The sequence below is a fragment of the Pseudogulbenkiania sp. FW507-F1 genome, from assembly GCF_058781125.1.
Genome location: NZ_JBYSWM010000021.1, coordinates 1 through 13100, shown reverse-complemented (window position 1 = coordinate 13100; position 13100 = coordinate 1). Strand labels below are relative to the sequence as shown.

11 protein-coding genes are annotated in these 13100 nt (G+C 66.4%); 2 read left to right on the top strand and 9 right to left on the bottom strand.

Annotated elements, in window-relative coordinates:
• Positions 1–191: 191 nt before the first annotated feature.
• From purU to AC3WG5_RS13860, 9 genes are all read right to left on the bottom strand, one after another.
• Positions 192–1061: a formyltetrahydrofolate deformylase gene (gene purU, locus AC3WG5_RS13900; protein ID WP_492569091.1), complete on the bottom strand. Its 870-nt coding sequence runs from the start codon at positions 1059–1061 to the stop codon at positions 192–194.
• Between the two features lie 18 nt (positions 1062–1079).
• Positions 1080–1529: a dihydroneopterin aldolase gene (locus AC3WG5_RS13895; RefSeq protein WP_492569090.1), complete on the bottom strand. Its 450-nt coding sequence runs from the start codon at positions 1527–1529 to the stop codon at positions 1080–1082.
• A 66-nt stretch (positions 1530–1595) separates the two neighbouring features.
• A complete protein-coding gene (locus tag AC3WG5_RS13890; protein ID WP_492569089.1) occupies positions 1596–2189 on the bottom strand; it encodes a sarcosine oxidase subunit gamma in 594 nt (197 codons plus the stop codon).
• A complete protein-coding gene (locus AC3WG5_RS13885; RefSeq protein WP_492569088.1) occupies positions 2182–5178 on the bottom strand; it encodes a sarcosine oxidase subunit alpha family protein in 2997 nt (998 codons plus the stop codon). The genes AC3WG5_RS13890 and AC3WG5_RS13885 overlap by 8 nt, the downstream gene beginning before the upstream one ends.
• Positions 5165–5455: a sarcosine oxidase subunit delta gene (locus AC3WG5_RS13880; protein ID WP_492569087.1), complete on the bottom strand. Its 291-nt coding sequence runs from the start codon at positions 5453–5455 to the stop codon at positions 5165–5167. The genes AC3WG5_RS13885 and AC3WG5_RS13880 overlap by 14 nt, the downstream gene beginning before the upstream one ends.
• Positions 5456–5469: 14 nt before the next feature.
• Positions 5470–6714: a sarcosine oxidase subunit beta family protein gene (locus AC3WG5_RS13875; protein ID WP_492569086.1), complete on the bottom strand. Its 1245-nt coding sequence runs from the start codon at positions 6712–6714 to the stop codon at positions 5470–5472.
• Between the two features lie 9 nt (positions 6715–6723).
• Positions 6724–8100: an L-serine ammonia-lyase gene (locus AC3WG5_RS13870; protein ID WP_492569085.1), complete on the bottom strand. Its 1377-nt coding sequence runs from the start codon at positions 8098–8100 to the stop codon at positions 6724–6726.
• Positions 8101–8109: 9 nt separating this feature from the next.
• Positions 8110–9369 (bottom strand): serine hydroxymethyltransferase, encoded by a 1260-nt coding sequence (glyA, locus tag AC3WG5_RS13865; protein ID WP_492569084.1) that lies wholly within the window; start codon positions 9367–9369, stop codon positions 8110–8112.
• A gap of 215 nt (positions 9370–9584) precedes the next feature.
• A complete protein-coding gene (locus AC3WG5_RS13860; RefSeq protein WP_492569083.1) occupies positions 9585–10796 on the bottom strand; it encodes a M24 family metallopeptidase in 1212 nt (403 codons plus the stop codon).
• 255 nt (positions 10797–11051) lie between these two features.
• Here AC3WG5_RS13860 and AC3WG5_RS13855 point away from each other — a divergent pair, with 255 nt between their 5' ends.
• Together AC3WG5_RS13855 and AC3WG5_RS13850 are read left to right on the top strand one after the other, a co-directional pair.
• Positions 11052–12050: a GlxA family transcriptional regulator gene (locus AC3WG5_RS13855; RefSeq protein ID WP_008955541.1), complete on the top strand. Its 999-nt coding sequence runs from the start codon at positions 11052–11054 to the stop codon at positions 12048–12050.
• 310 nt (positions 12051–12360) lie between these two features.
• Entirely contained in the window at positions 12361–12996 is a 636-nt protein-coding gene (locus AC3WG5_RS13850; protein WP_492569082.1) for an NADPH-dependent FMN reductase, read from the top strand.
• Positions 12997–13100: the final 104 nt, after the last annotated feature.

Below are 13100 nucleotides of genomic sequence, written 5' to 3'. Positions count from 1 at the left end.
GCCCTGCCTTTCTCCTTAATAAGGCACGACTGCAATGAGACTGAACTGCCCGCCAACCCATGGCTAGTGGAAATTGTGGCGACTCCGAGCATTTTGCAATTACCGTTAATTATCTTGTCGGGTGACTTTCTCCTTAACGTCCAAATTACAGCGATAAGGCAATAACAACATTGCCCAGGTTTACTGGCGGTTTAAAGCACCACCGTCCGTTTTCCGTTGATGAACACCCTCCTCTCGATAAAGGCCTTGACTGCGCGCGCCAGTGCCAGGCATTCGACGTCACGCCCGGTGGCGAGCAGGCGCTCTGGATCATAACTGTGATCCACTCTTTCGACCACTTGTTCGATAATCGGCCCTTCATCCAGCTCGTCGGTGACGAAGTGGGCGGTGGCGCCGATCAGCTTGACGCCGCGCTCGTAGGCCTGGTGGTAGGGCTTGGCGCCCTTGAAGCCGGGCAGAAACGAGTGGTGGATGTTGATCACGCGTCCGGCGAAGTCGGCGCTGAAGGCCGCCGACAGCACCTGCATGTAGCGCGCCAGCACCACCAGTTCGGCGCCGCTCTCGGCGATCAGCGCGCGCAGGCGCGCCTCCTGTTCGGGCTTGCTGTCCGGGGTAAGCGGCAGGTGGTGGAAGGGAATGCCGTTGGCTTCGGCCAACGGGGCCAGCGTGTCATGGTTGGAGACGATGGCGACCACGTCCATCTTCAATTCGTCCATGCGCCAGCGGAACAAGAGGTCGGCCAGGCAGTGGTCGAGCTTCGACACCATGATCAGCACCTTGGGGCGCACCGCCTGGTCGTGGAGCGCCCAGCGCATGCCGAAGCGCGCGGCCACCGGGGCGAAATCGCGGCGCAGTTCGTCCAGCGCCAGCGCCTGTCCGGCGCGATGGTGGAAGATGCAGCGCAGGAAGAAGCGCTGCTGGCATTCGTCGTCGAACACCGCGAGCTCGTCGATGTAGCAGCCGCGCCGGTCAAGGAACTCGACCGCGGACGCCACCTCGCCGGCTTCGCTGGGACAATCCAGGGTCAGGCTGAATGGGTGGGAAGGATGGCTGGATTTCATGTTTCTCTCCGTGGTCCGTCAGGCCTGCTCGGCCACTGCCCGGGGCTGCCCCTGGTCGGCGCGGCGCGTGTCGTGCCAGTGCTGGTAGTCCTGGCGCGACCACGACACCTTCACCCCCACCCGGCGCGCCACCTCCACCGCGTTCGGCTTGAACAGCGTCAGGTCCACCTGTTCCAGGGTCGGGAAGCGGCGGAACGACAACTGCAGCAGGTTGATCGCCAGCTGCTCCACCAGGCCGGTGCCGGGCTGGCTTTCCAGATAGGCGCACAGCACCTGGCAGTAGCGGTGGTAATCCAGGCACTCGGCGATATCCTCCGGCTGACCGGGGTGGCGGTAGCGCAGCACGGCGTCGATCACCACCGGCTGCGGCGCGCGCTCGTAGTCGTAGATGCCGACCACGGTCTGGGTCGCCAACCCGTCGATGACGATCTCCCAGGTGCGGGAGGCGGCGTGGCTCTGAGGCTGCATGTCGGAACCTTCTACAAAAACGGTTGATCGGGAGGTAGGCCCGCGCCGCGGGCCTGCCTCGACCGGCTAGCGGATGAACTCGTCGGCGGCGTCGAGCAGCATCAGGCAGGCGTACTCGGCGAAGCTGCGCCGCACCACCAGCTGGTACAGGTCCTCAGCGATGTGCAGCACGGTGATGCCGGCCTTGAAGAAGTGGCTCTGGGTGCTGCAGCCGACCGGGAACACCTTGGGGTGCAGGTCGAGCGGGCAGCCCTTGGCCAGCACCTCGCGCACGCGCCGGCCGGAGAGTTCGAACACGGTGTAGCCGCTGCTGACGTCGACCACGGCGTGGTGCTCGCCGGCCATCGCCTGGCGCAGCGCCCGCTCCAGCTCGGGGCCGGTCTCCTCGACCGACTGGATCAGCCACTCGTCCGGCCCCATCCATACCGCGCTGCAACCGCCGGCCGAGGCCGCCATGGCCTGCCCGCTGGGCAGGGCCAGCTGCAGCACCCGCTCCACTGCGCCGCGGAAGGACGGCGAGTCCGGGTCGCCGCGCAGCGTGACGTGGGTCATGAAGGCGCGCTCGACCAGGCCGAAGTCTTTCGGCCCCTTGACGAAGGCCGCGGCCAGTTTCGACTTGATGCCCACCAGCGGGGCTTCCTGAATCAGCTGATCAGACATGTTGGCGTCCTCCTTCGACGTCGTAGAACACCGGGCTGCACACTTCGACTTCGATGCTGCGCCCGTCCCGCAAGGCCACGTAGACTCGCTCGCCGTGGCGCGACTGCCCGCCCTTCATCACCGCCATGGCGATGGAACGCGCCAGGATCGGGCTGAAGTAGCTGGAGGTGACGTGCCCCAGCATCGGCGTCATGCCGCCGCTGGTCGGCGCGGCGACGATCTGCCCGCCTTCCGGCAGTACGAACGTCGGGTCGAGCGGCTTGAGGCCGACCAGCTGCTTGCGGTCGTGACGGCGCGTGTCGGAGCGGAACAGCGAGCGCTTGCCGAGGAAGTCCTTGGCTTTGGACACCATGCCCTCCATGCCGAGGTCGATCGGGCTGACCGAACCGTCGGTATCCTGGCCCACGATGATGTAACCCTTCTCGGCGCGCAGCACGTGCATGGTCTCGGTGCCGTAGGGGGTGATGCCGAACTCGGCACCGGCCGCCATCAGCGCCTCCCACACCTTGCGGCCGAGGTTGGCCGGCACGTTGACTTCGTAGGCGAGCTCGCCCGAGAAGCTGATGCGCATCACGCGCGCCGCCACCCCGGCCACGGTGCCGTTGCGGTAGCTCATGAACGGGAAGGCCTGCGGCGCGAAGTCGATGTCGCTGCACACCTTCTGCAGCACGCGGCGGCTGTTCGGGCCGGCCACGGCGAAGGTCGCCCAGTGGTCGGTGACGGTGGTCAGGTGCACCTTGAGGTGCGGCCACTCGGTCTGCAGCCAGCGCTCCATCCAGTTGAGCACGCGCGCCGCGCCGCCGGTGGTGGTGGTCATCAGGAAGTGGTGCTCGGCGAGGCGCGTGGTGACGCCGTCGTCGAACACCATGCCGTTCTCGTCCAGCATCAGGCCGTAGCGGCACTTGCCGACTTCGAGCTTGCTCCACGGGTTGGTGTAGAGCCAGTTGAGCAAGGTGGCGGCGTCCGGACCCTGGATGTCGATCTTGCCGAGCGTGGAGGCATCGAGCATGCCGACGCTGTTGCGCACCGCCAGGCATTCGCGCGCCACGGCGGCATGCAGGTCCTCCCCGTTCCTCGGGAAATACCACGGGCGCTTCCACTGCCCGACGTCCTCGAACAGCGCGCCGTGTTCGACGTGCCATTCGTGCAGGCAGGTCTTGCGGATCGGGTCGAGGTAGTCGCCCAGTTCGCGCCCGGCGATGGCGCCGAAGCTGACCGGCGTGAAGTTCGGGCGGAACGTGGTGGTGCCGGTTTCGGGAATGCTCTGCCCCAGCACCTCGGCCAGGATCGCCATGCCGTTGATGTTGCCGAGCTTGCCCTGGTCGGTGCCGAAGCCCATCGCGGTATAGCGCTTGACGTGCTCGATCGAGTGGTAGCCTTCGCGCGCCGCCAGGTAGATGTCGGCAGCGGAGACGTCGTTCTGGAAATCGACGAACTGCTTGTCGCTTCGGCCAACCTTGTCGCGGTCGCCGACCAGCCACAGCGGCAGCAGCGGCGCCTCGCCCTGCTCCTCCACCGACCAGGCCGGCAGCCTGGGCAGCGCGAACCCCTCCAGTTCGAGCGAGCGGCGGGCGGCCTGCACCGCCCCGCTCAGTACCCGGGCCAGGCTGAAGTCGCCGTTGCAGGCGCCGGCGCTGATTTCGGCCTGTACCGACTGGCCCGGCACGAAGCAGGCTTTCTGCTCGTCCCAGCGCGCCTTGCCGCCCGACTGGGCGAACAGGTGCAGCACCGGGTTGAAGCCGCCCGACATCGCCAAGAGGTCGCAATCGAGGCTGCCGGCGTCGCCGGCGAGGCGGCCGCCCTGGTAGCGGCTGAGCGTGACGCGGCTGACGCGCAGATCGCCGCTGGCATGGCTCACCACGGAGCCGTACCTCACCTCGATGCCGCGCCGGCGCGCCTGCTGCGGCAGGTCGCCGTAACTGGCGGTGCGCGGATCGACCACGGTGACGCGGGCGCCGGCCTCGTACAGGTCGAGCGCGGTCTGGTAGGCCTGGTCGTTGTTGGTGAACACCACCGCGCGCTTGCCCGGCAGCACGCCGAAACGACGCAGGTAGGTCGACACCGCGGAGGCGGTCATCACCCCCGGCCGGTCGTTGTTGGCGAACACCAGCGGACGCTCGTGGGCGCCGGTGGCGAGGATCACGCGCTGGGCGCGCACCTTCCACACCCGTTCGCGCACGCCCTGGCGCCGCGCCAGCGGCAGGTGGTCGGTCTTGCGCTCGCAAATGGTGAGCAGGTTGTGGTCCTGGTAGCCGAACACGGTACTGCGCCGCAACACCTGCACCTCGGGCATCGCCGCCAGTTCCGACTCGATCTTCGCGACCCAGGCGAGCGCCGGCTGGCCGTCGACCGTGGCCGAGCTCGACAGCAGGCTGCCGCCCAGCTCCGGCTGGTTGTCGGCGAGAATGACGCGGGCACCGGCGCGGCCGGCGACCCAGGCGGCGGCGAGCCCGGCCGGGCCACCGCCCACCACCAGCACGTCGCAGTGGGCGTAGCGCTTGTCGTAGCGGTCGGTGTCGAGCACGGTCGGCGCTTCGCCCAGACCGGCGGCCTCGCGGATGAACTCCTCGTACTTCGGCCACATCTTCTGCGGCCACATGAAGGTCTTGTAGTAGAAGCCGGCCGGGATGAAACGGGCGATCTTCTGGTTCACCGCGAGGCGGTCGTTCTCCAGGCTCGGCTTGGCGTTGACGCTCTTCGCGCTCAGCCCGTCGTACAGTTCGAGCTCGGTGGCGCGGGCGTTGGGCACCTCGTAGGCGCCGGATTCGAGCTGCACCAGCGCGTTCGGCTCCTCGACGCCGGCGGTGATGATGCCGCGCGGGCGGTGGTATTTCCAGCTGCGCGCCACGAAGTGCACGTCGTTGGCGAGCAGCGCCGAGGCAAGGGTGTCACCTTCGACGCCCTGGTAGGTCTTGCCGTTGAAGTGGAACGTCAGCGGGACGGCGCGGTTGATGCGGCCGCCTTGCGGAATGCGGTTAGTCTGCGCCATGAGTGTCTCCCGACGCGCCGGCCCCGATGGGGTAGGTGCGGATGAATTGGTAGGTCACGGTGTCGCGCTCGGCGTTGAACCAGCGGCGGCAGCCGGAGGCGTGAAACCACTGCTCCTTGTGAACACCCTTGGTGTTCTTGCGCATGAACACGTAGTCGCCCCACGCTTCGTCGGACAGCTTCTCGCTCTCCAGCGGGCGCACGATGTCGGCTTCGCCGCCGCAGCTGAATTCGCTCTCGGCGCGCGGCCCGCACCAGGGACAAGTAATCTGCAACATGGTGGTTCTCCTGATCAGTGGGCGACCGCCGCCGCACCGTGCTCGTCGATGAGATGGCCGGAATAGAAGCGGTCCAGCGCGAACGCGGCGTTGAGCGGGTGCGGGTTGTCGGTGGCGATGGTGTGGGCGAACACGTGCCCCGAGCCCGGCGTGGCCTTGAAGCCGCCGGTGCCCCAGCCGCAGTTGAAGTAGAGCCCCTTGACCGGGGTCTTGCTGATGATCGGGCAGGCGTCCGGCGAGACGTCGACGATGCCGCCCCACTGGCGGTTCATGCGCACGCGGCTGAACACCGGGAACATCTCGACGATCGCCTGCAGCGTGCCCTCGATGGTGTGGAAGCTGCCGCGCTGGCCGTAGCCGGTGTACTGGTCGATGCCGGCGCCGATCACCAGGTCGCCCTTGTCGGACTGGCTGATGTAGGCGTGCACCGCGTTTGACATGATCACCGTGTTGATGACGGGCTTGATCGGCTCGGATACCAGCGCCTGCAAGGGATGGCTCTCCAGCGGCAGGCGGATGTCGGCCATGGATGCCAGCACGCTCGAGTTGCCGGCCGCCACCACCCCCACCTTCTTGGCCTTGATGAAGCCGCGCGTGGTTTCCACCCCGACCACCGCGCCGTTCTCGCGGCGGATGGCGGTGACCTCGCAGTTCTGGATGATGTCGACGCCGCGCTGGTCGGCGCCACGGGCGTAGCCCCAGGCCACCGCGTCGTGACGCGCCACCCCGGCGCGTGGCTGGAACGACGCGCCCAGCACCGGGTAGCGGCTGTTGAGGTTGATGCAGGGCACGATCGCCTTGATCTGCTCCGGCGTCAGCACCTCGGCGTCGACGCCGTTGAGGCGGTTGGCCCCGACGCGGCGCTCGATGTCGCGCATGTCCTGCAGGGAGTGGCCGAGGTTCATCACGCCGCGCTGGCTGAACATCACGTTGTAGTTGAGGTCCTGCGCCAGCCCTTCCCACAGCTTCAGCGCGTGCTCGTAGAGCTGCGCCGCTTCGTCCCACAGGTAGTTGGAGCGCACGATGGTGGTATTGCGCGCGGTGTTGCCGCCGCCCAGGTAGCCCTTCTCGATCACCGCCACGTTGGTGATGCCGTGCACCTTAGCCAGGTAGTAGGCGGTGGCGAGGCCGTGGCCGCCGCCGCCGATGATCACCACGTCGTACTCGCGCTTGGGCTCGGGACTGCGCCAGGCGCGTTGCCAGTTCTCGTGGTACGAGAGCCCGTTACGCACCAGGCTGAAAATGGAATAACGTTTCATAATCTCACCTCAACACTCGATGACGTTGACGGCCAACCCCCCGCGGGAGGTCTCCTTGTACTTGACCTTCATGTCGGCGCCGGTCTCGCGCATGGTCTTAATGACCTTGTCGAGCGAGACGTAATGCTTGCCGTTGCCCTTGAGCGCCATGCGCGCGGCGTTGACCGCCTTGATCGCGCCCATGGCGTTGCGCTCGATGCAGGGAATCTGCACTTGGCCGCCGACCGGGTCGCAGGTCATGCCGAGGTTGTGTTCCATGCCGATTTCCGCGGCGTTCTCGATCTGTTCCGGGGTGCCGCCCAGCACGGCGGTCAATGCCGCCGCCGCCATCGAGCAGGCCACCCCGACTTCGCCCTGGCAGCCCACCTCGGCGCCGGAGATCGAGGCGTTTTCCTTGTAGAGGATGCCGATCGCCGCCGCGGTGAGCAGGAAGTCCATCACCCCCTGCTGGGTCGAGCCGGGCACGAATTTGGTGTAGTAGTGCAGCACCGCCGGGATGATGCCGGCCGCGCCGTTGGTCGGCGCCGTGACAATGCAGCCGCCGGCGGCGTTCTCCTCGTTCACCGCCATGGCGTAGAGGTTGATCCAGTCGATCATCGACAGTGGATCGCGCAGGCTGGCCTCCGACTGCGCCTTGAGCGTCTGGTAGAGCTCGGGCGCGCGCCGCTTGACCTTCAACGGCCCCGGCAGCACGCCGTCGGTCTTGCAGCCGCGCCGCACCGCGCCGGCCATCGTGTCGGCGATCGCCATCAGGCCGGCGCGGATCTCGTCCGGCTCGCGCCAGGCCTGCTCGTTCTCGAACATCAGCTGGGCGATGCTCAGGCCGCTCTCGCCAGTGAGGCGCAGCAGGTCGAGCCCGGACGTGAACGGGTGCGGCACCGGGCGCGACGGCATCAGGCCGTTGAGACGGCGCCCGGCCGCGTCGATGACGAAACCGCCGCCGATCGAGTAGTACACCTCCTCCAGGAGCGGGGTGCCGGCGGCGTCGCTGGCGATCAGGCGCAGACCGTTGGTGTGCGCCGGCAGGTTCTCGCGCGGCAGGAACACCAGACGCGCCTTTTCGGCGAAGACGATCGGGTGCGTCCCCATCACCTTGAGGCATTGCGTGGCGCGGATTTCGGCCAGGCGGGCCTCGGCGTAGTCCGGGTCGATCTTGTCGGGCACATTGCCCTCGAGGCCCAGCAGTACCGCCTTGTCGGTACCATGCCCCTTGCCGGTGGCGGCCAGCGCGCCGTGCAGCCTGACATCGACCGCCGCCACCTGGGGGAGCACGCCGCACTGCTGCAGGCGCTCGGCAAAGTGCTGGGCGGCGATCATCGGGCCGACGGTGTGCGAACTGGAGGGTCCGATACCGATCTTGAACAGGTCGAATGTGCTGACGTTCATGGCGGCCTCTCAGCGTCGCTGGTAGACGGGGAAGTCGCGGCACAGCGCACCCACCTGGGCGCGCACCGAGGCGACGACCTCCTCGTTGCCGAGGTGGTCGAGCACGTCGCAGATCAGCGTCGCGGTGCGCGCCGACTCGTATTCGGTGAAGCCGCGCGTGGTGATCGCCGGCGAGCCGATGCGGATGCCGCTGGTGACGAACGGGCTTTGCGGGTCGTTCGGCACGGCGTTCTTATTCACCGTGATGTGCGCCCGGCCCAGTGCGGCGTCGGCGTCCTTGCCGGTGATGCCCTTGTTGATCAGGCTGAGCAGGAACAGGTGGTCATCGGTGCCGCCGGACACCACTTCGTAGCCGCGCTCCTGGAATACCGTGACCATGGCGCGGGCGTTGGCGATGACCTGCTGCTGGTAGGCCTTGAATTCCGGCTGCTGCGCCTCGAGGAAGGCCACGGCCTTGGCGGCGATGACGTGCATCAGCGGGCCGCCCTGGATGCCGGGGAACACCAGCGAGCTGAACTTCTTCTCCAGCTCCGGGTTGCTCTTCGCCAGGATCAGGCCGCCGCGCGGGCCGCGCAGGGTCTTGTGGGTGGTGGTGGTGACGACGTCGGCGAACGGCACCGGGTTCGGGTAGAGCCCGGCGGCGACCAGACCGGCGACGTGCGCCATATCGACGAACAGGTACGCTCCCACCGAGTCGGCGATTTCACGGAAACGGGCGAAATCCAGCACGCGAGCGTAGGCGGAGAAGCCGGCCACGATCATTTTCGGGCGGTGTTCTTCGGCCAACCTTTGCACTTCGTCGTAGTCGATCAGCCCGGTGTCCGGGTTGAGGCCGTACTGCACGGCGTTGTAGAGCTTGCCGGAGAAGTTGACCTTGGCGCCGTGGGTGAGATGGCCGCCGTGCGCCAGGCTCATGCCGAGCACGGTGTCGTGCGGCTGCAGCAGCGCCATGTAGACCGCGGCGTTGGCCTGCGAGCCGGAGTGCGGCTGCACGTTGGCGTAGTCGGCGCCGAACAGTTCCTTGGCGCGGTCGATAGCGAGCTGCTCGACCACGTCGACGTGTTCGCAGCCGCCGTAGTAGCGCTTGCCGGGGTAGCCTTCGGCGTACTTGTTGGTGAGCACCGAGCCCTGTGCCTGCATCACGCGCGGACTGGTGTAGTTTTCGGAGGCGATGAGCTCGATGTGGTCTTCCTGGCGCTGGCGTTCCGCCTCCAGCGCGTTCCACAGGGCGTCGTCGAACCCCGCAATGATCTGATCTTGCGAGAACATCCTGCTATCTCCTTCGTATTTCTTGTCTTTGTCTCCGGCGGCAAGCGAGTGCCGCCGGAGTTACTGCCGGGAACCTGCCACGCTCTTGCTGCGCGTCCCTGATCGGGGCTCATGTGCGGCTCGAAATCCTCATGTACTCCAGTACATTCCGGTTTCTGCGCTGCTCTTCACCCCGCTGAGGGCCGCTCGCGACAGAGCGTGAACAGGTTCCTGAATCAGGCCTTGATGATGTTGTGCTCAGGGCCGTACTTGAAGCCGGTGATGTTCTCGGCGCCGTTCTCGTGCACCACCAGGATGTCGTGCTCGCGGTAGCCGCCGGCACCCGGCAGGCCTTCCGGCAGCATGATCATCGGCTCCATCGACACCACCATGTTCGGTTCGAGCACGGTGTCGATGTCCTCGCGCAGTTCCAGCCCGGCTTCACGGCCGTAGTAGTGGCTCAGCACGCCGAAGGAGTGGCCGTAGCCGAAGGTGCGGTACTTGAGCAGGTCGTACTTCTCGTAGATCTTGTTGAGTTCCTTGGCGATGTCACCGCAGCGCGCGCCCGGCTTGATCAGCTCGAGACCGGCCTCGTGCACCTCGACGTTGATCTGCCACAGGCGCAGATGCGCGTCCGGGCAGTGGTCGAAGAACATGGTGCGTTCCAGCGCGGTGTAGTAGCCGGAAATCATCGAGAAGCAGTTGAGGCTGAGGATGTCGCCCTTCTGTACCTTGCGCGTGGTGACCGGGTTGTGGGCGCCGTCGGTGTTGATGCCGGACTGGAACCAGGTCCAGGTGTCCATCAGCTCGGAATCCGGGAAGCGGCGGGCGATCTCGCGCACCATCGCCTGGGTCGAGGCCAGCGCCACCTCGTGTTCCGGCACGCCTTCGTGCACCGCGGCGGCCAGTGCCGCGCCACCCACGTCGCACACCTGCGCGCCGTGCTTGATCAGGGCGATTTCCTCGTCCGACTTGATCATGCGCATGCGCATGGTGGCGGCGCTGATGTCGACGAACTCCACCGACGGCAGCGCGGCGCGCAGCTTGTTCAGCGCCTCGACCGGCAGCTGGTCGTACTCGAGGCCGACGCGGCCCTTGTTGGGGATTTCCTGCTGCACGGCGCGGTAGAAGTTGTCGCGCTGCCAGTCGGTGTAGACCACGTTGTAGTCGCCGACGGTACGGCGCCACGGCTGGCCGCCGTCGATGTTGGCCGAAATCGACACCACCTTATCGCCGGTCACCACCAGGCCGTACTTGCGGCCGAACGAGCAGTACAGGAAATCGGCGTAGTAGTTGATGTTGTGGTACGAGGTGAACAGCACGCTGTCGATGTTCTGGCTGGCCATCAGCTCGCGCAGCTTGCGCTGGCGGTTGGCGTACTCGGCGTCGGAGAAGGTGTGCTTGGCTTTCTCACCGTTCTCGATTTTGATCAGACTTTCCAGTTCCATTTACTCTCTCCTCTTGTGATGTGTTGTCACGGCTGGTGAGGTAGATAGTAGGGTTCTGGAACAAATTGAAATTCCTGTTTACGACAAAATACTTTCCGTATACGTTAAAAGCAGACCGCCACGGCCCGTCGCGCCGCCGCCCCTCGGTCACCTTCAAGCAGGCGTGACGAACGTCTGGCCGCGGCGCCGCGAATCGGGCACCATCGCCTGTTCCCTCACACCCGAACACCACTCGGCCACCGCCTCGATAACATCATGAACCACGCCGCCACCCCGATGCCGGACGGCATCCACGACCTGCGGGTCAGCACCTTCGGCTTCCTGCTGATCAAGGACTTTTCCCTGATCGCGCTCAGCACCGCGGTGGACCCGCTGCGCATCGCCAACATGGTGGTGGGCCGCAAGGTCTACACCTTCAAGCTGCTCTCGGTGGACGGCGACTCGGTCACCTCCAGCGACGGCATCCGGGTGTTCACCGAAGGCACCATCGCCGACAACGAGGTATTCGACACCGTGTTCGTGGTCGGCCCCAACCCCATCCCGCAGCCGCGCAACCTCGGCATCACGCGCTGGCTGCGCTACCAGGACGGCAAGGGCGCGGCGCTCGGCGGCATCGATACCGGCAGCTACTACCTGGCGCGCGCCGGCCTGCTCGACGGCTACCGCTGCACCATCCACTGGGAAGACCAGGACCTGCTGGTGGAACGCTTCCCCAAGCTGATCGTCTCCAACCGCCTCTACGAGGTGGACAACAAGCGCTACACCTGCAGCGGCGGCGTCGCCCCGCTCGACATGATGGTGCAGCTGATCAGCCAGCCGCCCGGCACCCGCAACCTGGGCGCGCGCGTGCTGGAACTGCTGGTGGCGGAAAAGCGCAGCCACGAACAGCGCCAGCGCGCCTCGCTGCGGCAATACCAGGGCACGGAGCTGCCCAAGCTGGAAGAGGCGCTGCAACTGATGGAGAGCAATATCGAAGAGACGCTGTCGATCGCCGAGATCGCCGCCTACCTCACGGTCTCGGTGCGCCAGCTGGAACGCTGGTTCCACGAACGGCTCAACAAGACCCCGGCCCAGGCCTACATGGAAATCCGCCTGCTGCGCGCGCGCCAGCTGCTCTACCGCACCGCCAAGCCGCTCGAGGAGGTGTGCGCCAACACCGGCTTCGTCTCCACCACCCACTTCGCCACCAAGTACAAGGCGCAGTTCGAAATCTCCCCGATCACCGACCGCAAGCGCTACCAGGGCATGCTCTGAGCCTTGCGGCTCAGAACCAGTTCACGATCTTGCTGCGCATCCCTGATCGGGGCTCATGTGCTGCTCTGTGCGTGCGAATCTCCTGTGGAGATTCGCTCAGCCATGATCCTCATGTACTCCAGTACATTCCGGTTTCTGTGCGGCTCTTCACCCCGCTGAGGGCTGCTCGCGACAGATCGTGAACCGGTTCTCAGGGCTCCGGCTCTTATGGACAGAGGAACAAATTGTCGCGAGCCAGCCTCCATCCTTGCCTACACTGGAACGGTCGTTTCCGGCACGTCGCCGTGAAGACCCCCCCGAGGAGAACAGCGTGAACGATGCACCCAAAATCCTGGCGTTTGCCGGCAGCGCCCGCAAAGATTCCTGGAACAAGAAGCTGGTGCACATCGCCTCACACGGCGCCCGCGCCGCCGGCGCCGACGTCACCCTGATCGACCTGCGCGACTTTCCCATGCCGCTCTACGATGGCGACGAGGAGAGCGAGAACGGCATACCGGACAACGCCCTGCGGCTGCGCGAACTGATGCTGAGCCACCAGGGCCTGCTGCTCGCCTCACCGGAATACAACGGCTCGATTTCCCCGCTGCTGAAGAACGCCATCGACTGGACCACGCGCCAGGTCGACGGCAGCCCCGGCCTCGCCCCCTACACCGGCAAGGTGGCGGCGCTGCTCGCCGCCTCGCCGGGCGGCTTCGGCGGCCTGCGCGGCCTGGTGCACGTGCGCGCCATCCTGGGCAACATCGGGGTGATCGTGATGCCGGAGCAACTGGCGGTCGGGGTCGCGCACGAGGCGTTCGGCGCCGACGGCGCCATGGCCAACCCCAAGCAACAACACGCCGTGGAAGAACTGGGGGCCAACCTGGCCAGGCTGCTCGCCAAGCTGCACGGCCTGTCGCTGGCGCCGGAATCCACCGAACGCCGCCACGACCTGACCCGGCTGCGCTGAAACGCCCCGCCCCCTAAGGTAACAACGCGCCAAGGCCCGCTGTACGCGGGCTTTGGCGCATCGGGAGGCGGTCGCCCGAGACTCACCGCCCCCCTCCCCGGCAC